This is a genomic window from Halobacillus sp. Marseille-Q1614 (genome assembly GCF_902809865.1).
GTDB lineage: Bacteria > Bacillota > Bacilli > Bacillales > Halobacillaceae > Halobacillus_A.
On the sequence record NZ_CADDWH010000001.1, the window covers coordinates 3,697,667 to 3,721,704 of the forward strand.

Consider the following 24,038-nt stretch of genomic DNA (forward strand, 5'->3'; position numbering starts at 1 on the left):
CTTGTTTTTTTGTGAAAGGAGTCCTGATCGTAAATTCCTGTTAATCAAGACTTTTATGTTACAGTTTAACAGATTCGTTACGGTTTGATTAAAACACTATAAAAAGTAGTCTCTAACCGTTTCATTTGTGTTAAAATGGTATAGAATAGGTTTTAAACTAGATAGAACTGTGTAAATATGTAGTATAGAAAATTAGAGGGTGAAAACTAATGAAGCGTGATGCTATCTTTGATAATGCGAAAATATTGCTGATTTTTCTCGTGGTCTTCGGCCATATGATTCAGCCGACTACCAACGAATCCAGCGGAATGTACACCTTATATACGTGGATTTATACCTTTCATATGCCTGCGTTTATCTTTCTAGCCGGTTTCTTTGCGAAAGGTTCAGGCAATAAAAATTATATATTTAAACTGGCGAAGAAACTTATTCTGCCTTATCTTATCTTTCAGACGATCTATACAGTCTTCTTCCTGTTTATCGGAAAAAATGAATGGCTGAACGCACCATTTACGCCGCACTGGTCTCTATGGTTCTTATTCAGTCTATTCTGCTGGCATATCCTGTTAGCCGTATTTAAGAGAATTCCTCCAATGGTTGGAATTACGCTGTCTATAGTGATCGGTGTGTCTGTAGGGTATGTGACCGATATTGGGCATGACTTCAGCTTATCCAGGACTTTTGTCTTCTTCCCGTTCTTTTTAATCGGCTACTGGCTGACGAAAGAACAAGTGAAAAGCTGGAGAAGACCTGCTGTACGTACAGCGAGTGTGGGAATCATGGCAGCAGTTGCGGTGTTTATCGCGCTTGCTCCGGAATTTGATTCAGGCTGGCTGCTTGGATCTAAATCATATGAAACACTGGGCGCCCCGGAAATCGGCGGTGTATATCGATTTGGAGTTTATGTAATAGCTGCCCTCATGAGTATGAGCCTGCTTTCCTGGGTTCCAAACAAGCATTACAGCTTTACCGCATTGGGGGGTCAGACGCTATATGTCTATCTGTTGCACGGATTTATCGTTCAGCTGTTTAGACAGATGGAATGGGTACAAGTCAATAACGTTATTGATATAGCCCTTTACCTCGTGCTGTCAGGTGTTATCGTTTACCTGTTATCAACGAGTACGATTCGAACCCTCACCCAGCCTTTCATCGAAGGAAGGGCACAGCTGTTAAGAAAACAGTGGGCTCAGATCAACAACGATTCATACAGAATGAACTAAAAAATGAATAATTCGGACAAACCAGCCTCCCTTCACGGTTAAAAATTTTCTCTTGTGGAAAAATACCAAAAAGAAGGGAGGTATTTTTTATGAAAAAAATACTTATGGTGGTTACCAATGCAGAAAAATTGAACGACCGTGAAACAGGTCTATGGCTTTCAGAGTTTGTCGAGCCTTCTACTGAATGGAGAGACTCCGGTTTTGAAATTACAGCAGCGAGCATAAAAGGCGGAAAAATTCCGATTGACCCAAATAGCTATACCAATGAACTTCCTCGCGTCTGGGACGGAGTGATGGAGCCGATAAACGATACGAAAAAGCTTTCTGAAGTTAATCCTGAATATTATGATGCGATCTTCTTTTGCGGAGGACATGGAGCAGTCGTTGACTTTCCAAACAATAAAGAAATCGAATCATTAATTGCTCATTTCTCGAAAAACAAAAAGCTGATTGGTTCGATTTGCCACGGACCTGCTGCATTTGTCGGCACTAAAGGAGAAGACGGCCAAACTTTCATTAACGGTGTTAAAATGACAGGTTTTTCTAATAAAGAAGAAAAAGCCGTTGAAATGGAGGAAGCTGTACCGTTTCTGCTAGAAAATGAACTGAAGGAATCGGGCGCACACTTTCAAGCGAAAGGACCGGAAGAGAGTTATGTGGTCGTAGACGGCCAATTTATTACCGGTCAAAATCACCGCTCCACCTATGAAATTGCCCAGGTCTTTAAAGAACATCTAGAAAAAGCATAATAGAGCCTTTAATTAAGAAATGCCAGGCTGTCGATTAAGTTCTGACAGCCTTTTTTGTGTTTTCCAAAGTATAGGGCGAGATAGTAGTTTTCCTAAGGCGGAGGTAGAGAATACCTGGGACGCCTGCGCCGAGACCCCTAAAGTTAAGGTCTTCTCTTTCGAAGTTGACACAAAAAAGCTTGTAGAAAAACTCATGGTTTCTCTACAAGCTTAGACCGCTAATCATGGATAACCTTAGAAAATAATATGGGCAATCAGCGCAATGATAGGCAGCGTGATAATGGTACGCAGCAGGAAGATAATAAAGAGATCTTTCATACTGACAGGCACCTTAGAACCAAGCAGCAGTCCACCGACCTCTGACATGTAAATTAACTGGGTAACCGATAAGCTGGCAATCACAAATCGCGTCATTTCACTTTCAATACCAGATCCGATAATCGCCGGCAGGAACATGTCCGCGAAACCAACTAAAATTGTTTCCGAAGCTGCCTGGGCGTGAGGAATCTGAAGCAGCTCCAGGATAGGAATAAAAGGATAGCCCAGCCAGCTGAACACCGGCGTATACTCGGCAATCACAAGAGCTATCGTACCAAGTGCCATAACGATCGGTGCCACACCCATCCACATATCTAGAATGTTCTGACCGCCTTCTTTGAAGAACTTCTTAGGCCCGCTGGCTTTACTTCCTCTTTCTACGGCTTGTGCATATGCGTAAGAAAAAGCGTTATGTTCTTGAGGAATTGTTTCTTCAATATCATCGGCTTCTTCGGTTACATACGTATCAGCTTTTCTTGAAAGCGGCGGAATCCGCGGCATGATAAGGGCAGCCACAAACCCGGCGATAGCAACAGTAATATAAAATGGAATAAACATATGCGCAAGGCCGACCTCAGAAATAACGACTAAACTAAACGTAATGGAAACAATTGAGAAGGTTGTCCCAATAACTGCCGCTTCACGTTTTGTGTAATATCCCTCTTCGTACTGTTTACTCGTTAGCAGAACACCAATGGTTCCATCACCAAGCCATGAAGCTAATGCATCGATAGAAGAACGGCCTGGAAGCTTAAATAAAGGACGCATGACTTTCGTTAACAGCACGCCAAACATTTCCAGTAAACCGAAGTTCAGCAGAAGCGGCAGGAATAATCCAGCAAATAAGAATACAGCAAAAAGGACGTGCAGAAGGCTGTCTAACAGCAGACCGCCTGTGTTCTCTGAGATGACCGCTTCCGGTCCGATCTGGAAATAAACCATGATGGCAAAAATCATTCCTAAGACCCGGGTAATGACCCAAATCATCGGTACGTTAAATAAAGACTTAAAGAAGGGTGTCTTATTTAGTTTTTCAGGGCCGATTATTTTGACAATTACCGTAATGATAGCTGTAAGCGAAATAATCAGCATCATAATCAGTGACAAGTAATTAACCAAAGTATCCTGGACCCATGTCGCTAATATTGCGATTAAAATCGTGACACTTTCAGAACTTGGATTATAGAAAGGGACCATAAAAAGAAGGATCCCGATTAAAGAAGGTATAATAAACTTCAAATGTGAAGAAGCTTTAAAATCACTTGCTTTCATAATAGTGCTCTCCCGTCTTAATAATGTAAAGAATAAATATACAGCGTTTTTTATTTTAATACGATTTAGGTGAAATGCCAATAGAAAATATTGCCTTTTGCATTATTCGCTAAGAGTTTAGAAAATCCTCTATCATTTTGTAAACCTTTTCAAAATTTGATCTACAGATGGACCATAACTTTCTCCAAACATGTTCAAATGGACCAACAAATAAAAAAGCTGATATAACGGACGGATATCTTCGTAATCCGATGGAAGGGGAGAAACCTCTTTATAAGCTGTATAAAAATCTTGAGAAAAACCACCGAACAGCTCTGTGAAGGCAAGCTCAAAGCAAGGGTCTCCATATAAAACAGACGGATCTATAAGATACGGCTCCCCTTTAGGTCCGGCAATGAAATTTCCGCCCCATAAATCTCCATGAAGAAGAGAGGGGGAAGGTGATGCTGGTATCCAGACGTCTAAATGCTCTATCAGCCATTCTAAATTTTTCTGCCGGGAAAGAGGCAGGTTTCCTTTATCTAATCCGATCTCCAGCTGTTCTTTTAACCGGCAGTCCCGATAATATTCAAGCCAGGTGTTTCTCCATTCATTTGGCTGATCCATTGTCCCCACAAAAGTAGGGAGTCCAAAACCGTAGCGGTCCGCTTTATGGTTATGCATTTCAGCTAATTTTCTTCCAAGAACTTCGGCGGTATGTGGACGGTCTTCGCCTTCCACCCATTTCATAGCAAGCATTGCTGCTTCCCCTTGCTTCGGCTCATCATAGTAATAAACTTCGGGAACGGCGGCAGTTCTGGTTTCTTTAATTAACTTCAGTCCTTCCGCTTCTGCTTTAAAAAAGTGAGAAGGGACATTTTGATTTCCTTTTATAAAATATTCCTGTTCTTCTGTTTTTACATAAAAGGCCTGGTTAATATCTCCGCCGCTGACCTGATGAACATTTTTAACAGCGGATGAATCACCTAATGCTTGTACGACTCGCTCGATATCTTTTTTCATTTACAGCCTCCTTTTTATTTCATGAGCTCTGCTTATTTAATGAAATAATCCGGGTTTGGTATTCAGCTCTTTTTGGAAGGCATGCACTGTATGAATTTCTTCAAAGCCCAGCTGGCGGTAAAGGTGTTCAGCACGTTCGTTATTGACGCGCACCGAAATTGTTACAACCTTTAAGTTGAAAACGTAAAACGCATACTGCAGGGCGTGTTCAAGAAGGGAAGTGCCGACTCCTTTGCTGCGCGCCGAAGGGTCAACGTTAACGAAACAGATTTCCCCTTCCTCTGGTGTTACGCTTTCAAAGTACAGATACCCGGCTAAAGAACCTTCCTCTTTATATCCCCACAGCTTATTTCTTTCTTTTTGAGACAGTTCGATCATTTCGTTCATTGTATAGTAAGCTGCTGATGGATGGAGCTGGCTGAGGTTAGAGTAGTCATATTCCTGTATTTCATCGATGCTCGTATTCTTTTCCTGAGAGGGAGAATAATTGGCGGAATGGAGAGCCAGTGTTTTTTCTGTATTGTACTTCTCAAAATCATGTCGTTTTGTAAAAGCAAGAAGCTCTTTATTGGCTTCAAAGCAGGCAACTTTAACGACTTCAAAATGGAGCTGCATCGTAAGGGAAGCTTTATCCCATAAGCGCTCAATCACTTCATCTCCATTTCTCGTAGAAAAAGGTCCAAGCAGCCGGCACAGCTTTTGCTCGAAAAAAGGGAGAATGCCGAGAAACCCGATGACTTCTTCTCCTTCCCAAGCGACATAAGCTAAAGCCTCATGGAACTGGGTGAGTGTCCATATCTGTTCGAAGATCTCATTAGGATCTGAAGCCAGCCAGGCAACGTAATGGTGATCCTGTTCGTTCATTTTATGTAACCATTCAGCGATCGTATGGAGCTGTTTGACCTCAAGCTCTTGAATTTGCATCATTACAATCTCACCTTTCTTCCTTTTGCTAAAAGCATGCCATAAGCAGGGAGGGGAGTAAAGGAAATCATTAGAAAAGCCAACCAGTGCGGGAAGCTGGTTGGCTTATGGGTAATTATTTAGCTTATTTATTCTTTATTGGGCCCTTTTTCTTTGTACTCAATTTCGTACTCAAATGGTACAGGATTTAGTTCATCCTGTGGAGCCGCATAGTAAGTCGTCATATACGTCTTACCTGGGCGGAATGCTTTTTGAATATCAAGAGCATCCTCTTCGGTAATATTGAATGGATCCACTTCGATCACCTGGTGATCCCCATCTTCATTTTCTTTAATGAAAGTCACACCATAGTTCACGTAGTTTTCTTTTAGTTCATTTTCGTTGACGAAATCTTCCTGGATGTCATTGCTGCCATCGTAAGAGATGCCTGCTTCCGGAATAGAGATATCTTTAATGAACCAGCCAGAATCAGTATAACCCCAGTCAGTCAGGTAGCGGAAAGAAACAAGAACTTCTTCTCCTGCATATTCGCTAAGGTCAAACGTTTCATCTACATATTCATCAGTATGACCCGTAAATCCAGGGACATTTTCTTTGATTTTCGGATATCCTTGATCCACTACATCGGAACGAGTGTTTTCGTTTTCAAGAGAAGTCCACGTTTCGCCATTATCAGTAGAAACCTGTACAACTCCAAAGTCCCACTGCTCTTCAATATCTAAATAGTGTTCAAATTGAAGAGTAGGGTTATCTGCACTTGTAAGATCGGCTTCAAAAATCAGCTTGTTATCAGCCTCATCACTTTTGCCTCCCCATAGGACTTCTTCGCCGCTTCCTAAAGGATCTTCAGTTGTTTCCCACTGGATCGGCATGAAGTCAATACCATTAAAGCTGAAGTCTGTTACTTTTTGGCCGGGTTCAATATTGAATTCTTTAAAGTCCGTACCCCAGGCAGGGACACCATCTTTTTCATACTGTTTTGCTTCCTCAAAGTTTACTGTCATACCGCGTGGCTCATCTTGACCGTTTACAGGCAGGTCGCGAAGGTCAATATTCTCAAAACCGTGGATTCCGCCTTTGTATTCTTCATCATCTAACACTAAAGCAGAGCTGAAATCCTGATAGACTTCGTTAAAAGTAACATCAAGACCAAATTCTTCGTAGGCTTTTTCAAAGCTTTCAATACTGTTTAGTTCACTTAAGGCTACAGAACGGATAAATTCTGGTCCAAATCTTTCGTAGTTATAAAGAGTGAACAGCTGAACTAAACCGTAATCAGCAATCGTTTCAGGACCTGTTTCGGCACCCTGGTGCTCATCCCAGCTTGTCAAAGAGTTTTCCGGGTGGTCAAGCAGGAAGTTGATCGATCCGCTGTCCAGGCCATAACCGCCTAGGAACTCAGAGAATGTAGACATTCCTTCGTTCAGCCAGGAAGTTTCATCACTGTCATTATCAGAGTGGATTAAGTGCTGTAATTCATGAATGGTTGTTCCAAAGAAGGTGCTTTCTAAGCGTGTATCCCAATCTCTGGAATCGATGGTAATCATGTTACGGTCAGTATAATTTTCAAGAGTCTGCCAGAAGAAACCGGCAACGAAGAATGGATATTCCGGATCATAGTAGTTATCGTCTTTGACGTTATCTACCATAAGAAGGACTTTATCGCCCTCACCTTCATAATAACCTTCAGGCACATAGCCAAGCTCTTCTAATAGCGAGTTACTGCCATCCAGACTGTCAGGAGTGCCGAAGAAGTCTGTAGCGACAGGGTACATATTGCTGTCAAACTCAGCAGCCATTTTATCGACTTGTTCCTGAGTAATCTTGTGAGCAGGGCGTTCATCATCTTCAGGGAAAGCGAGGTCGTTCGCAACCCAAACCTCAACGTGTTCACCAACACTGCGAAGCGTAAATTCTTTAAAAGCAAGATCACGGTCGAGGAATGATTTTGTTCCTCCATCATATGTAAAATTACTGTCGGAGCTGCTTGAATCGTCTCCCGCTGCATCCTCATTAAAATCAGTTTCCGCAGCATTCTCTTTTACCTTTTGGTTAGCCTCTTGCTTAAACCCAGGCTGCTCAGATTGTTTTTTAAGCAGACCATCAATATCGATACGGTCGCCATAACGTTCGGTGTTCCAATTTTTATATTCAGATTCTGCACTAACGTTTGTAGCTGCTGAAGGAGCAAACAGAGACAATGTTAATGCACTGACTGAAAGCAATGCTGTCATCTTTTTCTTCATGTGCATGAAACCCTCCTAGTGGAAATTATTTCGAGACCCGCAATATCTATTATAATGTGTACAGGCTAAATATTCAAAATATTTTGAATAGTAAAATGGAAGGATTTTTCACTGAAAAGGTCCTTTAGTTCGTCATACTTTTGTACCTTTAATAGGTGTAAATAACTGTTTTTACCAGAAAATTCGACAAAATTTCAGGGGTTCCGCTGAAAAGGTTTAAGGGAGAAGGGTTAAGGAAATTGTATAAAAAATGTAAGCCAATAGAGAGGGGGAGAGAGATGAATCAGCGGGCGAAATACATATCCATTTATCGAGTAACAGTGATCGTCTGGATGTCCCTGAAATTTCTCATCCAAATCTTCTGGTTTAAAAATACGCACAGGATCTGGGACCAGGAAACGAAGCGAAAATGGGAAAGGCTGCTGGTTAAGCAGGCAGAAGAATACCGCAGGAAAGCTATTAAGCTTGGCGGGCTGCTGATTAAATTCGGGCAGTTTTTAAGCTCTCGGGGCGATTTGCTTCCCCGGGCGTTTATTCTTGAGCTGGAAGGGCTGGTTGACCGGGTCGAGCCCGTCCCTTTTAAATATTCAAAACGGACGATGGAAGAGGACTGGAATACGTCTCTTGAGGAAGTGTTCCGCCATATTGACGAAAAACCGGTAGCGTCAGCGTCTATAGGAGAAGTGTACCGGGCGGAGCTGCTTGATGGGACTTCGGTTGCTGTAAAAGTCCAGCGGCACCGCGTGCGGGAAATCTTTCAAATGGACTTTAAGGCACTGAGAATTGTGTTCTTTATTTTATCGAAGTTTACTAGATATGGTAAGAAGGCGGATTTACCAGCCCTTTATCGTGAAGTAGTTGCAGTTATTACAAACGAGCTGGATTTTACCATGGAGCTGGAGAATGGCAATCATTTCAGAAGAAGATTCAGGGACTTTGAGAAAGTGTATATCCCGGAATACTATAGCGAATGGTCAACGAAGCGGATATTGGTGATGGAATGGATTGAAGGGGCGAAGATTACGGATCTTACCTTTATAAAACGCCATCAGATTGATCGCAGAGCGGTAGCCAAGCTGCTGTTTGATTTGTGTGTGGAGCAGTTTCTGTTTGCCGGGATGTTTCACTCAGATCCGCACCCCGGAAACCTTATGCTGAAAGCGGATGGAACCGTTGTTCTCCTCGATTTCGGGATGGTGGGAGAAATAAAACAGCGCGATGCCAACTCTATTCGCCTCATGGTCCAGGGTTTTATTTTGGACGATTATGACCGCGTCATCGATGCCCTTTGGGAGATGGATTTTCTCCTTCCAAACGCCGATACAGAGCAAGTGAAAAAGCTGATTAAACAGACGACGGATATGTATTTGGATGGGGATTTCGATAAGCTGGATGCCCATCTCATGAATGACATCTTAAGTGATGTGCAGCAGTTCGTGAAAGAACAGCCAATTCAGCTGCCGGCGGACTACGCTTTTTTAGGAAGAGCGACTTCAATTATCGTCGGTGTTCTAACGTCTGTTTATCCGCAAGTGGATTTAGTAGAGTGGGGACGGCCTGTGATTAAAAAATGGATGACAGGCGAAGCGTCAAACTTCTCCCTTTACAAACAGGTAGCAAAGGATACAGTGAAACCATTAATGTCTCTCCCGCGGGCACTAATTGAGTATTTAGTCGACGGTGATAAAGAAAGAGAATGGAAAACGGAAACCCATCAGCAGACACTCTTTCACCAGTTTTATCTTTTCTATTCCCTGATCTCCTTTATGATGATTGTAGCTGGTACAGGAGGGATTCTTTATCTCAACATAACCGGATGGTCGGATTATCTGCCTTTTGCCTGGACAATAGCGGTTATTGGATTTGGCACCCTGTTAATGATCGGCATCCGCCATTATACGATGATTAAAAAAATTAGAAGATAACAAAGGAGGAAATGTAAATGAGCAGTATATTACGAAAAGGATTTTATTTAGGACTGGGAGCAGCAATCAGGGGTAAAGAGAAGTTTGAAAAAGTCTTAAATGAAATGGTGAGTAAAGGTGAGGTTTCACCAACAGAAGCGAGAGAAATGCTGAACACTTGGGTCGAAAAAGGTGAGCAGAAAAACAGTGACTGGAGCGAACTGGCCCAGTCCCGGATGCAGACCCGGCTTAAGAATCTGGGGTTTGTGACTCGCGAAGAATATGAGAGGCTTGAAGCGAGACTGGAACGTCTTGAGAACCAGCAGAGCAGCAACGGAGATCACCTGTAAAGGGTGATCTTTTTTAATCTGCAACTGTTGCTGCCTTGAGAAGATAAAAATGACGTCAGAAAATATCCCAAAAGCCGGCAGAATCAAAATATAAACTTCCGGGTGCCACCGGTTAAGAGTCTCATTGGACCGCACCTCGATTTTCCCTGCGAGGTAGTAGCTGTCGTGAAGACAATGAGTGAGCGGACCTGCGTTCCTATTTTCAAGCAGCGGGTTAGAAAAAGGACCAGCTGGCTGGTTTTTCAGGGGAGGTAAATAACTTAATCGCCTGCTTTATCCCTTGCTCATGTCCGGTTAACTCTGCCTTTTTATAATCAAGAAGCTTCTCAAGAGAAATACATCCCATCAGAAGGGAAGACAGCTCGGCGATATCAATAGATAAAGTGACCGCACCCGCCGTATCGCTGGCCGTTTCGGAAGCTTGTCCATTTCTAAAGGAATACCAGTAAGACTGCTGCTCATTTAAAAGAGAATCGTTTACTTTAAAGTGGATGGGGACCTTCGCCTGGCCAAACGAATGATCATAGATATAGTTCATAAATAAGCGCAGGTCGCTGATCCGGTACATAAGCCCCGTGCCGCTTTCCTGAGTCTTATGATAGAGGCGGTGGATCATTCTGTCAGACTGATAGCGCGGGTCTTTTAAAAAGAATCCGAAGTCCTCATCAAAGGAAGGAAAGGTGACGACATCGACTTGATCTTTCTGCAGGTGAAAAAAGTTCATAAAAGCATGGAAGGCCTCGTTTGTTAACGTAAACCAGTCGATCACTTTCAGCTCTTGGTGAAAATCTGTCTCGTGTTTCATTTCATAGACGAGGTATCCTTTTAAATGACCGTTTTCTCGGTAGCCAATGGTATGGGTATGCTCTGCTGAAATGTATCGAAACTCGTAATCCTGCTTGTCACTGGCTCCGTGGGTGTCCTGCGCCCAGTCATGATAGACTTTCTTAATCTCCTCGACATGAGAAGAATTCAGTGGAACGACTGAGTCAATGCCTTCCTGGTAAGGCGCCTGTTCTGGTGAAAAACGATACACGTGCAGCTGGGGCCCTGAACCGAACCCCATTTTCCGGTAAAAGTCAGGCCGGAACGGATAAAGCTGGACAAGGGGGAATCCTTGTTCGTTCGCTTCTTTAATCACGTGGGTGATTATATGTTTAGCGATGCCTCGTTTCTTATATGGAAGGTCGACAGCTAAAGTGCCGATACCTGATGAAGGGATCGTCTGCCCATACACATTCATTGGAAAAGCATAATGAATAAAGCCCCCGAGAAGCTGTTCGTTTTCGTAAACCCCGTAATGGGAAACGTTCTCGTATTTCTCCATCTTTTCCCTGTGTTCTGCTGCATTTTGTTTATCTTCTTCTGTGGTTAAACCCATCACCGGATAGCAGCGGCTTAGGATTTCTGTAAACCCGCGAAAGTCGGTTGTTCTTCGAATCTCCATCTGGTCACTTCCTTTTCAACAAGTAGATACCTTTATAGAATACTAATAATAGAAAGAAAAAGCTAAGGGCGGTCAACCCTAAATTAAAGAGGTAGGCAAACCCGGAACCTAAATAGTTTAATAATGTGCCTTCTATCGGAGGATAGGAGAGATATAAATAATTCGTGCCCATCCAGTTATTAAAAAAGCCCATAAGAACGGCATAGCCAACGAGATAAATGTAAGCTTCCAATGTCACTTTTAGACTGATTGGAACTTTTATCGAGAGAAGAAGGAAGAGACTCGTCCAAACAATTGCCATATGCTGAATAAAAAATTTCCAGAAACGAAAATGTTCATAATCATAAGGAAGATCAGGCGTGATTAAGGCTAATGCAGCGGGTACGATACCGATGAAAAAGTTTACTTGAATCAGTTTTGGGTGATATGTCAGTAAGCCGATCATGCCGATAATCGAAGCAATGCCGCATAAGTGAAGCGGTAAATAGAGAGCGCTGAAGAAAAATCCGTGAGCCAATGCCCAGGCCTGGTAACTCAGCTCGCAGATAAACAACAGATTGAAAAGCAGCCATTTTATAATCGTATGAGTGCGGGTGCCGCGCTTAAGATATTTAGAATAATGAAGTAAAAATACGGTGCCTAAGGCAAACATAACGAGCATGACCAGGTGGCTGTAACCAAACGTTTCAAATGGATGAGCGCTGTAAGCTCCTAACCATTGTTTCATGTTTTCCACATCCTAGAGTTACAGATTTTCCTGTGCTATGATTCTATCATACTAGACGTAGGAGGAATCGCCTATGCCAAAAGTGAATTACTTTACGTGCAAACACTTCGTTACAACATGGAATCCAAATTTTCAAAGAGGTTGCCGGGCTTACGGGATTAAATGCCGTCTCCTGTTGTCGCTTCTGCAACAGGAACAGGTTGTCTGCAATATCAGTCGAAAAAGTCTGTAATCAGGCGAAAACCAGCGGATTCTTCCTCTAACTTGGATATGAAGCTGTAAAATAGATGAAATGCAGAATTTCGTATCGTCTCTATGAATAAAGTATGGTATGCTGAGAAATATTTAGAATAGAGTGAGGGGAGATGACTAATTAATGAGTAGAGAGAACTGGGGATCCAGGTTAGGGTTTATGCTTGCAGCCATGGGATCAGCTGTCGGGCTGGGCAACATATGGCGTTTCTCTTTTGTAGCTGGAAACAATGGAGGAGGCGCTTTTTTAATTCTATATTTACTTTGTGTTCTGCTGATTGGTATCCCGCTGTTACTTTCTGAAGTAAGTATCGGCCGAAAAGCGCAGAGCGATGTCGTAGGATCCTTTAAAAAATTAGCACCAGGGACGCCATGGTTCTTGACCGGATTCTTCGGAGTATTAAGTGCGTTTTTAATCCTCGGCTTCTATAGCGTAGTGGCCGGATGGGCCATCTACTATTTCATTCAGTACGTAACTGGAAGCTTTGCTGCACAGCCAGAAGCAGGCTATGGAGGAGCATTTGGAGAATTCATATCAAATTCCTGGTACCCATTATTTTGGACCGCACTATTTATGGGACTTACGATCTTTATCGTAGTCAGCGGTGTTAAAAAAGGTATAGAATCTGCTAATAAAATCTTTATGCCATTACTAGCCATTATATTAATTGTTTTAGCTTTCTATAGTATATCTTTTGATGGAGCAGCCGAGGGACTGAGATTCTTATTCTCGCCAGACTGGTCAGCTTTCAGTGATCCATCCATTTATATCGCAGCTTTAGGGCAGGCCTTTTTCTCATTAAGTATCGGAATGGGAGCCATGTTAACGTATGGAAGCTACCTGTCTAAGGAGCACAAGCTTCCTGGTGCCACACTTGGTATCGGCATCATGGATACCTTTTTTGCTGTAGTGTCAGGGCTCGTTATTTTCCCGGCCGTGTTTGCTTTTGGAATAGATCCTGCTTCTGGGCCGCCGTTGGTATTTATCACATTGCCGACGATCTTTGAACAAATTCCGCTTGGCGGCATCGTTGGAGTGGTCTTCTTCTTCGCGCTGATCTTAGCCGCTCTATCTTCTTCTGTATCCATTTTAGAAGTTCCGACGGCTTACTTTATGCGTGTCTTTAACTGGTCTCGCCGCTTTACAACTATTCTGATGGGATCCATCATGTTTGTGCTTGGAATTGTGGTATCGTTAGGGTTTGGTATCTGGGCAGGCGTCACGCCAATCGGGGAAAGAAATATCCTTGATTCGATGGACTATGTAGCCTCCTATATCTTCCTGCCGCTTGGCGGTCTGGCGATGATTTTATTTGTAGGCTGGTACTTTACAAAACAGCAGGCGCTTGAAGCAACAGACTTTACTGGTTCTGCTGTTGGAAACGTATGGTATTTCATTGTGAGATATTTTGCACCAATCGGTATTATTCTTGTCTGCTTAAACTCGCTTGGCATTATCTAAGATATTCTTTAAAAACCCGAATGATTGACATGAGACCACTGAAAAACTGAAGATCTATGAAAGGTAGAATATTAAAAAGCGGTCTGTGTGGAATTTAATTTCCACACAGACCGCTTTTCTTCTAATTTTAAGAGATTTGTGGCCTATAATCCTTCATAAGTTTAACGATTCGTTTCACATTAGCTTTGAAAATCGCCATCGCACCTTGAATGTTGACGGTCTAACATCGAATCCCTCACTTTTATGTATTACTTTCATTGTAGAACAAAGGCTTAAAGCGCCCTGGTAGACACGAAACGCATAAGCAAAACGGCCGGAGGAAGGTGGCCTTCCCTTCCGCAGGGCGGATGGCTTATGACGCGAGTGTCTGGGCGCTGGAGCTGGATGTCGCACTTTTAAACATATACATCCACAGCTTGGAAATTTCCTAGACAACAAGAAAAAAGAGTGACCTCTGTTGATTTCACGATGAGCGATCGGTGGTGACGCCTGCGGGAACAGCGCGAGCCTCAGCTAACTTGGTCAAGTGATCTTCTTGACCAAGTTAGCTGAGGCCGTGCCCGCGGCAAGCATCCACCGACAAGCGGTTCGGAACAACAAACTTTAAGATTAGAAAGGACTTTTTCAGTGGCCTCGGTTGACATTCGGTTTTTTTCTATACATAAACAGCCTCATATTACCAGAAAAAAGTAAGAGAAACTGCGCGACTTCTGAGAAAAAACGAGCAGGCTCCCCTTTTCGGAATTGGTGTTTATTTACTCTTGATTTTTAATGTCGTTTCGTATTAGAATCGCGAATGAAAAAATCTCCTAAAGTCATACTTTTTAAATGCATGGCTTGGGCATTTATTGAATAGAGTAGATTAAATGTCGGGGAAGGACATTTAATTATTGCTTAGTTAAAGGAAAAGGAGAGAAACCATGAAAGAAGTGCTTGAAGAGGTGTACAGTCCTTGCTATGGCTCCATTAAAGATGTTTTGGTTGGTGAGGATGCCTATGTTTATGAATGGGAACCATTGTTTCTGATTGAAACAGCAGATAAGGAAGTGGTCGAGGTTTCTATTGGCGTGAGCGGCACCATTAAGCAAGTAGACATGCAGCCTGGGCAAGAAGTAACGCCTAAATCTTTACTGACCATTTTGCAAGATGATTTGCTTATTCCAGGCAGTGATTAATGATAGAAGAAAGCCTTTATTTTAGATAAGGATGTCTAAAATAAAGGCTTTCTTATTGATAATGGCAAAAGACACCGGTAGCTGGCGCATGTTATGATAGATGCGGATGTTTGATAACATTACAAAAGGAGTCATTAGCTTATGGCAATATCAAATCAAACGATTCTAAAAAAGATGTCTAGTGAGATACAGGAAGCAATGCTGAACCATGGAGATGATCATAAGTTCAGGGAGCATGTGCGTGCGGTTCGATTATTGGCGGACCTGGTGCTGGAACAGGAGACTTCGCCGTCTGGACCATCAGCTTCAACATTAAAAGAGAGCTCGGTTCAGGAGCCGACGGTGGAAGAGATCCGGCGAATGATGGGGAGTGATGCCCCGGTTCAAAAACCTTCCGCTCAAGAGGAGAAACCGAAAGGGCATGATGGAGCGAACGGCTCGTCCATTTTTGACTTTTAAGGGGGGAATAGACATGATGAAAGTATTTTTGCTGTTAAGTGTGCTTAATGGTTTTTTATCTGTGGCTTTAGGAGCGTTTGGCGCTCATGGGTTAGAAGGGAAAGTTTCGGCTAAAGGATTGAGCCAGTGGGAAAAAGCGGTCGACTATCAAATGTTCCACACGATGGCTCTGTTTGTAACAGGCTTATTAATGAGCAAAATCCAGACCGGCCTAATGACAGGAGCGGGATGGTTCTTCTTAGTTGGAATTATTTTATTTTCCGGAAGTCTGTATATCTATGCGCCGACAGGAATTAAGACATTTGCTATGATTACGCCTGTAGGAGGCTTATTTTTCTTGATCGGCTGGATTTTGCTTGGCATTGCAGTCGTTCGATACATTTAAAAATAGAGGATTGTTGTAAAAATAAATAAGATAATCGCGCGCAGCAGCTGACTGATACTCGAAGTCAGCTGCTCTTTTTTATATTCAACAAAGCTTTCTATAAGCAGACTGATGGTAAGTACGTAAAACATAAGGAGTATGATCCACTCATGCTCCAAGTGAAATAACGCGACAAACGCGAGTATGACGGCGACGAGTATAGCGGCCAGCTGTAATTGGATGAAAGGTGCATAGGGATGTCGCATTCGCTCACCCCTTTCCTATAGTTCATAAATTTAGCGTCGTGGAGGATACTGGGCCATGGGACTGCCATTGAACGGATAACTGTAATTGATTTCCTCATCGAACGTAATGTAGTCAAGGTAAATCATAAGAAGGATATATCTTTTGCCGTTTTGCGGATCGCTTAAGATGATATGGTCGCGGCCTGCAGCTTCAATGATCCCGCGAAATACTTTAGCATTCCACTCGTCATTATTTTCAAAAGTCATATAGACCGTTCCTTCTTTGCCGCGGTTAAGCCTTAAGATATTTTCGATATAGGATTGTTCGGTAGGAAGCATTCCGCCGTTCATCCCGCCGCCGTTGGACATATAAGGAACCTGCATGCCCTGGACTCCTTGCATGCTCGTTCCGTTTCCTCCGTTCATCCCCTGCAATCCCTGCGCCCCGCCGCTGTAGGTGCCAGGGTAATAGGGCATTCCCTGCATGCCGTTCATGCCGTTCATTCCCTGCATCCCTGGCATTCCCTGCATGCCGTTCGTTCCGTTCATGCCATTTGATCCTTGCGCACTTTGGGATCCCTGCTGCTGATTATTTGCCAATCTGATCACTCCTTAACGTAATTAGTAAATGGTTGGACAGTCTGCTCGTGTAGGAGCAAAGAAACAGTGTGATTTATACCGGCCGACGTTACTCTGGCCGTACCAGGTTGCTGGACAGGCTCCTTGCGGCATAAAGAACCACAAGGTATTTGTTGCGGGGTGGAACCTTTCTCCGTTAATGACTCTCCTGGCCAGCTGCTTATCCTTCTCCCTGGCTCTCTGATAGAAGTAGCCTTTTTGGGTGGCTTCAAATCCCCCTGGACTTTGGAACACCATCCTTTGAATGCTGCGGATATCTTTAAAATCCAGGCATTCTGCGCGAACACGGTTAATTCCGGTGTTCCCCACCATCAACATTCCCAGCTTCCCATCTCCTTCGGCTTCAGCTCTTATTAATCTGGCAAGCAGATTTACATCTTGCTGGTTGTAGGGAACGACAGCCACGCTGTCACCTCGCTTCCCGGTAAACTGACTCTCTAACACTATATGTACGGGTCTGGGGAGGATATGTATAAAAAAGCGAGAAAGGTGAGACGTGTTTAGGAGGGTTGTTGTAAGATACTAGTAAAGTACCTAAGGAGGCCTTTAGAATATGAGAGTCTTATACATAGAGGATGACCTTGAGATCGGAGATTGGGTCGAAAGAAAACTGAAGGAGCATTCTTTTGATGTCGACTGGTTCCAAACCGGGCTTGAGCTGCCGGAAGAATTAAATGCATACGATGTGGCCATTTTAGACGTAATGCTTCCGGGATTGGACGGCTTTTCTTTAGGACGCCGTTTAAAAAGAAATAATCCGCAGCTGCCTGTCATTATGCTGTCAGCAAGAACAGCGATTGATGACAAACTAGAGGGATTAGAATTTGCAGATGATTATATGACGAAGCCGTTTCATCCCGAAGAACTGATCAAACGGATTGAAATACAGCTGCGGAAATTTGAAAGGACCATTGATCAGACACTTTCGATCGGGCATTTAACCGTGTACCTCGATCAGCAGGTTATTAAAAATAACGAAATTGATGAAGAAATATTACTGACGGGAAAACAGTTTCATATCTTTAAATTTTTCCTCAGACATTTAAACCAGATTTTAACGAAGGAACAAATATACGAAGGCGTGTGGGGGGAGCCGTACCGGGAAGGGGATAAATCCCTCATGGTTCACATCCGGCATTTGCGTGAAAAGATTGAAAAAGATCCATCCTGCCCAAAAATTATCGAAACCATCCGTGGGATAGGCTATCGGGTGAAGGGATGAAAAAGTGGTTACAGTCGCTTCAGGTTAAGTATTTATTTATCGTTTTACTCGCCGTGCTGGCACTGCCGATTGCCTTGCCGCTCACCTCACTGGTTGTCTATTTCCCTGGGATATTATTAGAAGAAGATCTGCCCTATGGTAATGCCGAACAGTATGAAGAAAGGTGGCATGAGGAAGCGCGCAGTCTCGAAGATGCCGATTCTGAAGAAATAAGCCAGAGAATCGAGAAGCTGTCCGAAGAATTTCCGGAGTCCGGCATGTTCTGGGTTAACAGTGAGGGCAAAACGGAAGATATCATTCGTTATGAGGGGGATCTTCCTGACCAGTGGAGCTCTTCATATACCATTGAGTTTATGAAATATAATTTTGACTCAGACCCTTTTACGGTAGTTGCTTTTATCGGAGAAGGTGAGAATGATCAGGGATTTATGGTCACACAAATTGATCGTCTCTACATCGGTCCGCCTGTGCAGCGGCTGGATAACTGGTACAGCATTGCTTTTTTTATAGCTATCTCTATTATTATGATCGGATTTTTTACATTATCGTGGCTCTTCTTTAGAAAAGTCCATAAACGCTTATTGAAGCTGAAGGATGCCATGGAGGATCAGGGTGAAAGTGGCATTCCATTACCTGTAAAAATTTCAAATGATGATGAAATTGGCCAGCTGGAAACCAGCTTTAACCGGATGATTAAGCAGCTGGAAGAAGGAAAGAAGCGAGAGCAGCAGGAAGAAAACATTCGCCGTGACTTAATTGCCAACCTTTCTCATGACTTACGGACACCGTTAACGACAATCCGAGCCTCACTGTCTGATATAAGCGGAGAAGTTTCGAGCAGGGAAGCTCAGGAAAAACTCACATCTGTTTATCAAAAAATCGATTACCTCAGTCATTTAATTGATAACCTGCTTTCCTTAACACTTTTAACTGGTAAAAAGTATCCTTATCATCCGAGCCATGTGGAAATGAACAGAATGATGAAGGAAATCGCCGCTCACTGGTATCCGACATTGGAGCAGAGAGGGATAGACATTGAATTCGTAACGGACGGCACGGTTTATTGGCATATTGATCCTAATTGGATGGAGCGGATTTTTGATAATTTAATGCAGAACCTTATCCGCTATGCTTCTGAAGGGAAATACGTCCGGATTACAGTTAAAGAGAATGAGCTGTTTCTTGAAGATCGCGGACCGGGGATGAAAGGGGAGAAAGTGGAAGAAGGGGCCGGGATCGGCCTTTCGATCGTCGAATTAATGGTTAAAGAAATGAATCTTCAATTAAAAATTAACTCAAGTGAAAAAGGAACCCGTATTACGATTTCACGACAGGATGTCTAGAGTTTAAAACTAGGCATCTTTTTTTGCCAAATTTAAACAAAATTTAAACAAAACCTTTCCCGATATTTAAATTGCGGCGGCTACTATGAAAAGTGAGGTGATAATCATGAGTGAAACAATCATTCAAACGAACGGATTAGTAAAAACTTTTAAAAAAACAAACGTAGTCGACAGGGTGGAGCTTACGATAAAAAAGGGAGACATTTACGGTTTTTTAGGTCCTAACGGAGCCGGGAAAACAACGACGATCCGCATGCTCCTCGGATTAATGAAGCCAAGTGCCGGGAGTATTTCAATCTTCGGGAAAGATTTAAAAACCAATAAAATTGAAATTCTTAAAAAAATAGGCTCGCTTGTAGAGTCGCCTTCCTATTATGAGCATTTAAGCGGAAGAGAGAATTTAGAAGCTTTACGAAAGATCCTGCAGGTTCCTAAACCACGGATTGATCAAGTACTAGCCATTGTCCGTTTAACAAAAGATGCAAAACGGCCGGTAAAAGAATACTCTCTGGGGATGAAACAGCGTCTTGGCATAGCGTCTGCGCTGCTTGGAGAGCCGGAACTTCTCATTTTGGACGAACCGACGAACGGGCTTGATCCATCCGGCATTCATGAAATCAGGGAGCTGATTAAATCACTGCCTGAAAAATATGGCATGACGATCATGATTTCAAGCCACTTATTAAGCGAAGTGGAGCAGATGGCGACACAGGTAGGGATAATTTCAAAGGGGCAGCTGATTTATCAGGATTCAATTATACGTCTTAAAAATAAAGCCAAACCGCTGGTCCGCTTAAGAGTCGGCAATGGAGAAGCTGCCAAAAGAAAGCTTTTTTCCTATGGATATGTGGTCGATTTTGAAGAGGACTATATCTTTGCAGACGCAGGCAGTGATGAGGAAGTTTCCAGCTTGGTCGCTGCTCTTGTTAAAGAAAAGTTTCCGGTTTACCGGGTGGAGGAACAGCGCCAGTCGCTTGAAGATATTTTCTTAGACTTAACGAAAGCAGAAGAGGAGGAGACTTATGGTTCATCTTCTGCAAGCTGATTTATTAAAAGTAAAAAGAAAATGGTTCTGGTTTCTAGTTTTTCTAGGACCGTTTGGAGTGATTGGTCTTCAGGTCGTCAACTACGGCCTTCGCTATGAATGGATTACATCGCAAAGCTCTGATCACTGGGCTACACTTATTCAAAGTGTGAATATGTTCGTCGCCCCGGCCCTGCTGCTTGGGATGACAATTTTAGCCTCACAGATCGCTTCAATTGAACATAAAGAAACCGCGTGGAAGCAGCTCCTTGCCCTTCCTGTAAAAAGACGGGATGTCTTTGTATCCAAATTTATTATCACAAGCGGAATGATTTCTGTGTCTTCCATTCTTCTGTTTATCGGAACGATTGCTCTAGGGGTCGGCCTTGGATTTGGCTGGGAATTTGAAGTCGGTGCCGTATTAAAAAACAGTTTTTATCCGTTTTTTGCGGGACTGCCAGTATTAGCCCTGCAGCTATGGATATCAATTGTGCAGAAAAACCAAGCGGGTCCTTTAGCGATCGGGATTTTCGGGGCGGTGTTTTCCACATATTCCTACAATGCTCCTGACTGGCTGTTCTGGAAGTGGCCGCTGCTTTTTCCAGAAAAAGATCCTCTGCCGTATGTAGGTCTAGGTTTACTCGTGGGACTGGTTATTCTCGCAGCCGGTGTCATCGATTTTAAAAGGAGGGATATTGCGTGATGCTGCGTTCGTTACTAGCTTCTGAAATACTAAAGATAAGAAAAACGAAAGTATTTAGCCTGCTTTTCATTAGCCCAATTATGGCGGCAATTGTTGGTTATTTCGTAGAGATTCCTGTCGAAGGTCAAGCAGGGTGGGCTCTTCTTCTAGCGATGATGAGTGCAGCACATTCCCTGTTAATTCTTCCTTTAATGATCAGTGTTTTCTCAGGATTTGTCTGCCGCTATGAACATCAGAGCGGGGGATGGAGACGCTTGTTCAGTATGCCGGTTGCGAGACAGGAGATTTACCTGGCTAAGTTTATCATCGTCTTTGGGCTGGTAGCCCTCAATCAGCTGATGTTTTCGATTGTATATATAGCTGCTGGTTATTTCCAAGGTGTGGGAGGCAGTGTGCCAACAGAGATTCTTCTTAAATGTTTACTAGGAGGACTTATCGCGGCAATGCCGCTGATTGCTCTTACGCTGTGGTTTTCAGCGATGTGGTCGAGTTTTGCTGCCCCTTTTACATTAAACGTTATCTTAACACTGCCGAATATGCTTGTTGCTAACTCAGATACCTTCCGTCCATGGTATCCATGGGTCCAGCCGTTTGTGATGATGCAGGCGGAGGAAGAAGGCTTTTTCTCAGTTCCGGTTGAGTCACTGCTCGTTGCGGTAGGAGTAGGTTTCATCCTCTTTTATATAGGTGGAAGCCTGAGTATTCAAAAGAAAGCCGTTTAAATAATTGGCTTGTTAAAGGTATTGTGTTGAAAAAGTGAGTTTCGGTATGCGGAGACTGGAGAAAGGAGCGGAGGGAACAGCTCGCTTTTCATGGGTGGACGCCGATCCTCTTCGGCCTTTTCGCCCTGCTCAGAAGAAGGTGCTGGGAGGATTCGGTGGTTCCCAGCCACCTTTCGTTGAGGGAAAAGCTTCCGGTAATCATTGAAAAGTGAAGAGGTATTTGATAATGAGAGGGCAGGGGAATGTATAAAAAAGCTGGCGAGATATAGTCTCGCCAGCTTTTTTTCGATATTAAACGTGTAAGAATTTTGGTACTTCATCCGTTTTTAAGATGTTGCCGACATAGAAAGATCCAAAGTCGCCATAGCGGGAAGTGACTGTATCAAAACGCATTTCGTAAACGAGCTTTTTGAATTGAAGAACGTCATGAGCAAACAGCGTCACACCCCATTCCCAGTCATCAAAGCCGATAGAGCCTGTGATGATCTGGCGGATTTTACCGGCATACTGGCGGCCGGTCATGCCGTGTTCGTACATAAGCTTGGCACGTTCATCTTTCTCAAGCACGTACCAGTTGTCATTCCCCTGACGGCGCTTGTCCATCGGATAGAAGCAGATGTGATTCCATTTAGGCAGAATCGGCTTGAGACGTCCTTGGATTTCTGGATCATTCTCGTCCGCGCTGCCCATGTAGTTGGAAAGCTCTACGACGGAAACGTAGGAATAGTCTTTTGAAGAGAATTCGGCCAGTTTGGATTTATTGAAAGCTGTTTCGATTTCATTTAATTCTTCCATTGTCGGACGTAAAATCATCAACAGAAAATCTGCTTTCTGCCCGACAATTGTGTATAATGCATGGCTTCCTTGCTTGCTTCTCTCAGTATCTTCCCATTTTCCGATAAGCTGCTGAAATTCACTGATCGCCTGGTCGCGCTCTTCACTGCTCGCGCGCTTCCACGCTGTCCAGTCGATGGAACGGAAATCGTGCAGGCAATACCATCCATCCATTGTTACTACCGCTTCTGGCATGGTGTGATCGCTCCTTTATAATAAATGTTCTAGTATAATTTCATCCTTTTTTAATATAACATAACTGACGTTTATTAATCATTTCTGCTAATTTGAAAGTATTGTGAACGAAAAAATAGGGTAAAGTGAAGATGTAATCGCTTCCCCCGAAATTTTCCTATCGAAACACTTTTCATTAAACACAAAACGTCTTATTATATAGTACAGAACAGAAATGGAGGGTTCATTAATGAGTAACCTATTTGATACTCTAAAAGATAAAATGAGTGGGAATAGTAAGAAAATTGTATTCCCAGAGGCAATGGACGAACGGATTCTAACAGCTGTCAGTAAGCTGGGTGCAGAAGGTTTTGTGAGCCCTGTACTAGTCGGAAACAAAGAAGAAATAACACAGAAGGCTGCAGAAGTTGGTGTCGATGTGTCCACTTCTGAAATTCTTGATCCGGCAAATTATGAAGCTTTCGCCGAAATGGTAGCAAGCTTCGTAGAACGCCGTAAAGGAAAAGCGACGGAAGAGCAGGCCCGCGAAATTCTTCAGGACGGCAACTACTTCGGAACAATGCTCGTGTATATGAACAAAGCGGATGGTCTTGTCAGCGGAGCTGCGCACTCCACAGCTGATACGGTGCGCCCGGCGCTGCAGATTATTAAGACAAAGCCTGGGATTAAGAAAACATCCGGCGTATTTATCATGGTCCGCGATGAAGAAAAGTACGTTTTTGCTGACTGTGCGATCAATATTTCACCAGACAGCCAGGACTTAGCGGAGATCGCGCTAGCCAGTGCCGATACGGCAGCACTGTTTGACATCGATCCGAAAGTAGCGATGTTAAGCTTTTCCACAAAAGGGTCTGCTAAATCTCCTGAAACGGAAAAAGTAAACGAAGCCGTTGAACTTGCGAAGCAGCAAAACTCTGATCTATTGATCGACGGAGAATTCCAGTTTGACGCTGCGTTTGTTCCATCCGTAGCTGAGAAGAAAGCACCAGATTCTCCACTTAAAGGCGAAGCCAATACGTTTATTTTCCCTAGCCTTGAAGCTGGAAACATCGGCTATAAAATTGCCCAGCGTTTAGGCAACTTTGACGCTGTCGGCCCGATCCTGCAAGGCTTAAACCAGCCGGTCAACGACTTATCACGCGGCTGTAACGCTGATGATGTTTACAAGCTGGCGATTATTACAGCAGTACAATCTTTATAAAAAGTATTTGCAGATGAAACCCGGAGGTGTTGGCCT

24 protein-coding genes are annotated in these 24,038 nt (G+C 43.3%); 14 read left to right on the forward strand and 10 right to left on the reverse strand.

Going from position 1 to position 24,038, the window contains the following annotated elements; all coding sequences use genetic code 11:
• Positions 1-209: 209 nt before the first annotated feature.
• Both HUS26_RS18475 and HUS26_RS18480 read left to right on the forward strand, forming a co-directional pair.
• Positions 210-1,223 (forward strand): acyltransferase family protein, encoded by a 1,014-nt coding sequence (locus tag HUS26_RS18475; protein ID WP_173918503.1) that lies wholly within the window; start codon positions 210-212, stop codon positions 1,221-1,223.
• A gap of 89 nt (positions 1,224-1,312) precedes the next feature.
• A complete protein-coding gene (locus HUS26_RS18480; protein ID WP_173918504.1) occupies positions 1,313-1,972 on the forward strand; it encodes a type 1 glutamine amidotransferase domain-containing protein in 660 nt (219 codons plus the stop codon).
• A gap of 234 nt (positions 1,973-2,206) precedes the next feature.
• Here HUS26_RS18480 and HUS26_RS18485 read toward each other — a convergent pair whose 3' ends face one another.
• The 4 genes from HUS26_RS18485 to HUS26_RS18500 all read right to left on the reverse strand — a co-directional run bounded on the left by HUS26_RS18485 (position 2,207) and on the right by HUS26_RS18500 (position 7,734).
• Positions 2,207-3,562 carry a YjiH family protein gene (locus HUS26_RS18485; RefSeq protein WP_173918505.1) on the reverse strand — a complete coding sequence of 452 codons (1,356 nt, stop codon included), beginning with the start codon at positions 3,560-3,562 and terminating at the stop codon, positions 2,207-2,209.
• Between the two features lie 132 nt (positions 3,563-3,694).
• Positions 3,695-4,564, reverse strand: a complete 870-nt coding sequence (locus tag HUS26_RS18490) for a fructosamine kinase family protein (protein ID WP_173918506.1) — start codon at positions 4,562-4,564, stop codon at positions 3,695-3,697.
• Between the two features lie 36 nt (positions 4,565-4,600).
• Positions 4,601-5,491: an N-acetyltransferase gene (locus HUS26_RS18495; RefSeq protein WP_254434244.1), complete on the reverse strand. Its 891-nt coding sequence runs from the start codon at positions 5,489-5,491 to the stop codon at positions 4,601-4,603.
• Positions 5,492-5,616: 125 nt separating this feature from the next.
• On the reverse strand, positions 5,617-7,734 hold the full coding sequence (locus tag HUS26_RS18500; protein WP_173918507.1) for an immune inhibitor A domain-containing protein: 2,118 nt from the start codon (positions 7,732-7,734) through the stop codon (positions 5,617-5,619).
• Between the two features lie 278 nt (positions 7,735-8,012).
• Here HUS26_RS18500 and HUS26_RS18505 point away from each other — a divergent pair, with 278 nt between their 5' ends.
• Together HUS26_RS18505 and HUS26_RS18510 are read left to right on the forward strand one after the other, a co-directional pair.
• Positions 8,013-9,659, forward strand: coding sequence for an AarF/ABC1/UbiB kinase family protein (locus HUS26_RS18505; protein WP_173918508.1), 1,647 nt, complete (start codon positions 8,013-8,015; stop codon positions 9,657-9,659).
• A gap of 17 nt (positions 9,660-9,676) precedes the next feature.
• Complete coding sequence (locus HUS26_RS18510) at positions 9,677-9,988, forward strand: phasin family protein (RefSeq protein ID WP_173918509.1); 312 nt, start codon at positions 9,677-9,679, stop codon at positions 9,986-9,988.
• Positions 9,989-10,202: 214 nt separating this feature from the next.
• Here HUS26_RS18510 and eis read toward each other — a convergent pair whose 3' ends face one another.
• Positions 10,203-11,435 carry an enhanced intracellular survival protein Eis gene (gene eis, locus HUS26_RS18515; RefSeq protein WP_173918510.1) on the reverse strand — a complete coding sequence of 411 codons (1,233 nt, stop codon included), beginning with the start codon at positions 11,433-11,435 and terminating at the stop codon, positions 10,203-10,205.
• A 4-nt stretch (positions 11,436-11,439) separates the two neighbouring features.
• Entirely contained in the window at positions 11,440-12,162 is a 723-nt protein-coding gene (locus HUS26_RS18520) for a TIGR02206 family membrane protein (protein WP_173918511.1), read from the reverse strand.
• A gap of 376 nt (positions 12,163-12,538) precedes the next feature.
• Between HUS26_RS18520 and HUS26_RS18525 the strand changes: the two genes are divergently transcribed.
• The 4 genes from HUS26_RS18525 to HUS26_RS18540 all read left to right on the forward strand — a co-directional run bounded on the left by HUS26_RS18525 (position 12,539) and on the right by HUS26_RS18540 (position 15,895).
• Entirely contained in the window at positions 12,539-13,876 is a 1,338-nt protein-coding gene (locus tag HUS26_RS18525; RefSeq protein ID WP_173918512.1) for a sodium-dependent transporter, read from the forward strand.
• Positions 13,877-14,796: 920 nt separating this feature from the next.
• Complete coding sequence (locus HUS26_RS18530; RefSeq protein ID WP_173918513.1) at positions 14,797-15,051, forward strand: hypothetical protein; 255 nt, start codon at positions 14,797-14,799, stop codon at positions 15,049-15,051.
• A gap of 141 nt (positions 15,052-15,192) precedes the next feature.
• Positions 15,193-15,510 (forward strand): YwdI family protein, encoded by a 318-nt coding sequence (locus HUS26_RS18535; protein WP_173918514.1) that lies wholly within the window; start codon positions 15,193-15,195, stop codon positions 15,508-15,510.
• 16 nt (positions 15,511-15,526) lie between these two features.
• Positions 15,527-15,895 carry a DUF423 domain-containing protein gene (locus tag HUS26_RS18540; protein ID WP_173918909.1) on the forward strand — a complete coding sequence of 123 codons (369 nt, stop codon included), beginning with the start codon at positions 15,527-15,529 and terminating at the stop codon, positions 15,893-15,895.
• On the opposite strand, the gene HUS26_RS18545 is transcribed toward HUS26_RS18540, so the two are convergent.
• The 3 genes from HUS26_RS18545 to HUS26_RS18555 all read right to left on the reverse strand — a co-directional run bounded on the left by HUS26_RS18545 (position 15,892) and on the right by HUS26_RS18555 (position 17,163).
• Positions 15,892-16,140: a hypothetical protein gene (locus HUS26_RS18545; protein ID WP_173918515.1), complete on the reverse strand. Its 249-nt coding sequence runs from the start codon at positions 16,138-16,140 to the stop codon at positions 15,892-15,894. The two genes, HUS26_RS18540 and HUS26_RS18545, sit on opposite strands and share 4 nt — an antisense overlap.
• A gap of 30 nt (positions 16,141-16,170) precedes the next feature.
• Positions 16,171-16,668 carry a spore coat protein GerQ gene (gene gerQ, locus HUS26_RS18550; RefSeq protein WP_371809640.1) on the reverse strand — a complete coding sequence of 166 codons (498 nt, stop codon included), beginning with the start codon at positions 16,666-16,668 and terminating at the stop codon, positions 16,171-16,173.
• A 72-nt stretch (positions 16,669-16,740) separates the two neighbouring features.
• Positions 16,741-17,163, reverse strand: a complete 423-nt coding sequence (locus HUS26_RS18555; protein ID WP_173918516.1) for a cell wall hydrolase — start codon at positions 17,161-17,163, stop codon at positions 16,741-16,743.
• Positions 17,164-17,311: 148 nt separating this feature from the next.
• Here HUS26_RS18555 and HUS26_RS18560 point away from each other — a divergent pair, with 148 nt between their 5' ends.
• The 5 genes from HUS26_RS18560 (at position 17,312) to HUS26_RS18580 (ending at position 21,772) form a co-directional block, all read left to right on the forward strand.
• A complete protein-coding gene (locus tag HUS26_RS18560) occupies positions 17,312-17,980 on the forward strand; it encodes a response regulator transcription factor (protein WP_173918517.1) in 669 nt (222 codons plus the stop codon).
• Complete coding sequence (locus HUS26_RS18565) at positions 17,977-19,323, forward strand: HAMP domain-containing sensor histidine kinase (protein WP_173918518.1); 1,347 nt, start codon at positions 17,977-17,979, stop codon at positions 19,321-19,323. The genes HUS26_RS18560 and HUS26_RS18565 overlap by 4 nt, the downstream gene beginning before the upstream one ends.
• 106 nt (positions 19,324-19,429) lie before the next feature.
• On the forward strand, positions 19,430-20,368 hold the full coding sequence (locus tag HUS26_RS18570; RefSeq protein ID WP_173918519.1) for an ABC transporter ATP-binding protein: 939 nt from the start codon (positions 19,430-19,432) through the stop codon (positions 20,366-20,368).
• Positions 20,346-21,050 (forward strand): ABC transporter permease, encoded by a 705-nt coding sequence (locus HUS26_RS18575; protein ID WP_173918520.1) that lies wholly within the window; start codon positions 20,346-20,348, stop codon positions 21,048-21,050. The genes HUS26_RS18570 and HUS26_RS18575 overlap by 23 nt, the downstream gene beginning before the upstream one ends.
• Positions 21,050-21,772 (forward strand): ABC transporter permease, encoded by a 723-nt coding sequence (locus tag HUS26_RS18580; protein WP_254434311.1) that lies wholly within the window; start codon positions 21,050-21,052, stop codon positions 21,770-21,772. The genes HUS26_RS18575 and HUS26_RS18580 overlap by 1 nt, the downstream gene beginning before the upstream one ends.
• Before the next feature lie 291 nt (positions 21,773-22,063).
• Here the strand turns inward: HUS26_RS18580 and hemQ are convergent, their stop codons facing one another.
• Positions 22,064-22,801 carry a hydrogen peroxide-dependent heme synthase gene (gene hemQ / locus HUS26_RS18585; protein WP_173918522.1) on the reverse strand — a complete coding sequence of 246 codons (738 nt, stop codon included), beginning with the start codon at positions 22,799-22,801 and terminating at the stop codon, positions 22,064-22,066.
• Positions 22,802-23,030: 229 nt separating this feature from the next.
• On the opposite strand from hemQ, the gene pta reads away from it, so the two are divergent.
• Positions 23,031-24,002, forward strand: a complete 972-nt coding sequence (gene pta, locus HUS26_RS18590; RefSeq protein ID WP_173918523.1) for a phosphate acetyltransferase — start codon at positions 23,031-23,033, stop codon at positions 24,000-24,002.
• Positions 24,003-24,038 lie beyond the last annotated feature (36 nt).

Bases quoted from the DNA above. Each gene is read 5' to 3' on its own strand.
- HUS26_RS18525 (WP_173918512.1), top strand. From the start codon at position 12,539: ATGAGTAGAGAGAACTGGGGATCCAGGTTAGGGTTTATGCTTGCAGCC.
- HUS26_RS18540 (WP_173918909.1), top strand. From the start codon at position 15,527: ATGAAAGTATTTTTGCTGTTAAGTGTGCTTAATGGTTTTTTATCTGTG.
- HUS26_RS18565 (WP_173918518.1), top strand. From the start codon at position 17,977: ATGAAAAAGTGGTTACAGTCGCTTCAGGTTAAGTATTTATTTATCGTT.
- HUS26_RS18500 (WP_173918507.1), bottom strand. From the start codon at position 7,734: ATGAAGAAAAAGATGACAGCATTGCTTTCAGTCAGTGCATTAACATTG.
- HUS26_RS18520 (WP_173918511.1), bottom strand. From the start codon at position 12,162: ATGAAACAATGGTTAGGAGCTTACAGCGCTCATCCATTTGAAACGTTT.
- HUS26_RS18560 (WP_173918517.1), top strand. From the start codon at position 17,312: ATGAGAGTCTTATACATAGAGGATGACCTTGAGATCGGAGATTGGGTC.
- HUS26_RS18530 (WP_173918513.1), top strand. From the start codon at position 14,797: ATGAAAGAAGTGCTTGAAGAGGTGTACAGTCCTTGCTATGGCTCCATT.
- HUS26_RS18535 (WP_173918514.1), top strand. From the start codon at position 15,193: ATGGCAATATCAAATCAAACGATTCTAAAAAAGATGTCTAGTGAGATA.
- hemQ (WP_173918522.1), bottom strand. From the start codon at position 22,801: ATGCCAGAAGCGGTAGTAACAATGGATGGATGGTATTGCCTGCACGAT.
- HUS26_RS18570 (WP_173918519.1), top strand. From the start codon at position 19,430: ATGAGTGAAACAATCATTCAAACGAACGGATTAGTAAAAACTTTTAAA.
- HUS26_RS18505 (WP_173918508.1), top strand. From the start codon at position 8,013: ATGAATCAGCGGGCGAAATACATATCCATTTATCGAGTAACAGTGATC.
- HUS26_RS18575 (WP_173918520.1), top strand. From the start codon at position 20,346: ATGGTTCATCTTCTGCAAGCTGATTTATTAAAAGTAAAAAGAAAATGG.
- gerQ (WP_371809640.1), bottom strand. From the start codon at position 16,668: ATGAACGGAACGAACGGCATGCAGGGAATGCCAGGGATGCAGGGAATG.
- HUS26_RS18580 (WP_254434311.1), top strand. From the start codon at position 21,050: ATGCTGCGTTCGTTACTAGCTTCTGAAATACTAAAGATAAGAAAAACG.
- HUS26_RS18480 (WP_173918504.1), top strand. From the start codon at position 1,313: ATGAAAAAAATACTTATGGTGGTTACCAATGCAGAAAAATTGAACGAC.
- HUS26_RS18510 (WP_173918509.1), top strand. From the start codon at position 9,677: ATGAGCAGTATATTACGAAAAGGATTTTATTTAGGACTGGGAGCAGCA.
- eis (WP_173918510.1), bottom strand. From the start codon at position 11,435: ATGGAGATTCGAAGAACAACCGACTTTCGCGGGTTTACAGAAATCCTA.
- pta (WP_173918523.1), top strand. From the start codon at position 23,031: ATGAGTAACCTATTTGATACTCTAAAAGATAAAATGAGTGGGAATAGT.
- HUS26_RS18545 (WP_173918515.1), bottom strand. From the start codon at position 16,140: ATGCGACATCCCTATGCACCTTTCATCCAATTACAGCTGGCCGCTATA.
- HUS26_RS18485 (WP_173918505.1), bottom strand. From the start codon at position 3,562: ATGAAAGCAAGTGATTTTAAAGCTTCTTCACATTTGAAGTTTATTATA.
- HUS26_RS18475 (WP_173918503.1), top strand. From the start codon at position 210: ATGAAGCGTGATGCTATCTTTGATAATGCGAAAATATTGCTGATTTTT.
- HUS26_RS18495 (WP_254434244.1), bottom strand. From the start codon at position 5,491: ATGATGCAAATTCAAGAGCTTGAGGTCAAACAGCTCCATACGATCGCT.
- HUS26_RS18490 (WP_173918506.1), bottom strand. From the start codon at position 4,564: ATGAAAAAAGATATCGAGCGAGTCGTACAAGCATTAGGTGATTCATCC.